The organism is Psychrobacter sp. FME13 (assembly GCF_014861395.1).
In the GTDB taxonomy this organism is placed as follows: domain Bacteria; phylum Pseudomonadota; class Gammaproteobacteria; order Pseudomonadales; family Moraxellaceae; genus Psychrobacter.
Genome location: NZ_RRYV01000305.1, coordinates 1 through 1,218, shown reverse-complemented (window position 1 = coordinate 1,218; position 1,218 = coordinate 1). Strand labels below are relative to the sequence as shown.

Annotated in this window: 1 protein-coding gene; it reads right to left on the bottom strand. The window is 37.4% G+C overall.

The window, feature by feature from the left end:
- Window positions 1–20: 20 nt before the first annotated feature.
- Window positions 21–761 carry an SDR family NAD(P)-dependent oxidoreductase gene (locus tag EI164_RS16200; protein WP_192521001.1) on the bottom strand — a complete coding sequence of 247 codons (741 nt, stop codon included), beginning with the start codon at window positions 759–761 and terminating at the stop codon, window positions 21–23.
- Between the last annotated feature and the right edge of the window lie 457 nt (window positions 762–1,218).

Genomic DNA, 1,218 nt, shown 5'->3' with positions numbered 1-1,218 from the left:
CGTATCAGCAAGCATTTAATCTAAACGGCAGTTACACAGAATTCGGGATGGTCTCGTTGTGGACGACCAGCCAAAATCCCACTCGTGAATTCTGTCCAAGCTTGCTTAGGCTCATAACCTTTATGGTCAACGAACGCTTGATCGATTCGCTCCCACATCGGCGTATCAGCTACCCCTGGGCAATAAGCATTGACACGGATATCATACTTCGCCAACTCTTTAGCAGTCGCATAAGTAAACGCACGTACAGCAAATTTACTGGCACAGTAAAGGCTTAACATCTCATAACCTTCGTGACCAGCGATGCTACAAGCATTAATAATCTTGCCAATACCTTCTTGAGTTTTCATTTGTTCAGCAGCAGCTTGTGTACCAAAGACAACCCCTTTCACATTAATATCGAGTACCCGATCAATCTCAGATTCTTCAATTTCTAAAAAAGGAGATACAGATTCTACACCTGCATTATTAACAAAGACGTCTAAGCGACCAAATTTATCTACCGCATGTTTCACCACATTAAACTGGTCATCACGTTTTAGCACATTACCTACTACCGCGCTAACGTCAAAACCAGCATCAACTAACTTCTTCTCTGCCTTTTTAAGGTTCTCTTCATTGATATCATGTAGCACAACTTTGAAACCGTCATTCGCTAACCGTGTCGCAATTGCATTCCCCAAACCGACTGCTGATCCTGTGACTACTGCAACTTTTGTAGATGTTGCCTTAGATGCTTGAGTGTTCTTATTGTCTGACATAATCGACCTCGTATTATTATTAGTTTACCTAAGAAAAATAGCTAGTCTGTGTTATCACTATTTAGGTCTATAGTGCACTCTATCAGATTATCATAAACAAACACTTAATGCTCCATTCACTATTTCGAGCTTTACAAAGAAGCTTACTCCGACTAGATTTTTAATAAAACTACTCTCTAGAATAGTTAATTCTCAGCTTAGTCTATAACTTTCACAAGAGGTTTTGTATAGATGGTGCAAGACTGGTATCTCGGAAATGAAAACAATGAAAAATTACTCAATATTAATTTTTTTACTATGTCTAACTATGTATAGTTACCATTTTGATGATATTTATAGGATGGTAGCCAACAATGGAGTTGATTTAGATACATTCGCTTTATTTATTTTAAGTATTATCATTATAGTCAGCTCAAAATAAAATTGTTATGGTTAGGGCAAACATCATAAAACAATT

Excerpts from the sequence above, each read along its gene's own strand:
- EI164_RS16200 (WP_192521001.1), bottom strand. The coding sequence starts at position 761 with ATGTCAGACAATAAGAACACTCAAGCATCTAAGGCAACATCTACAAAA.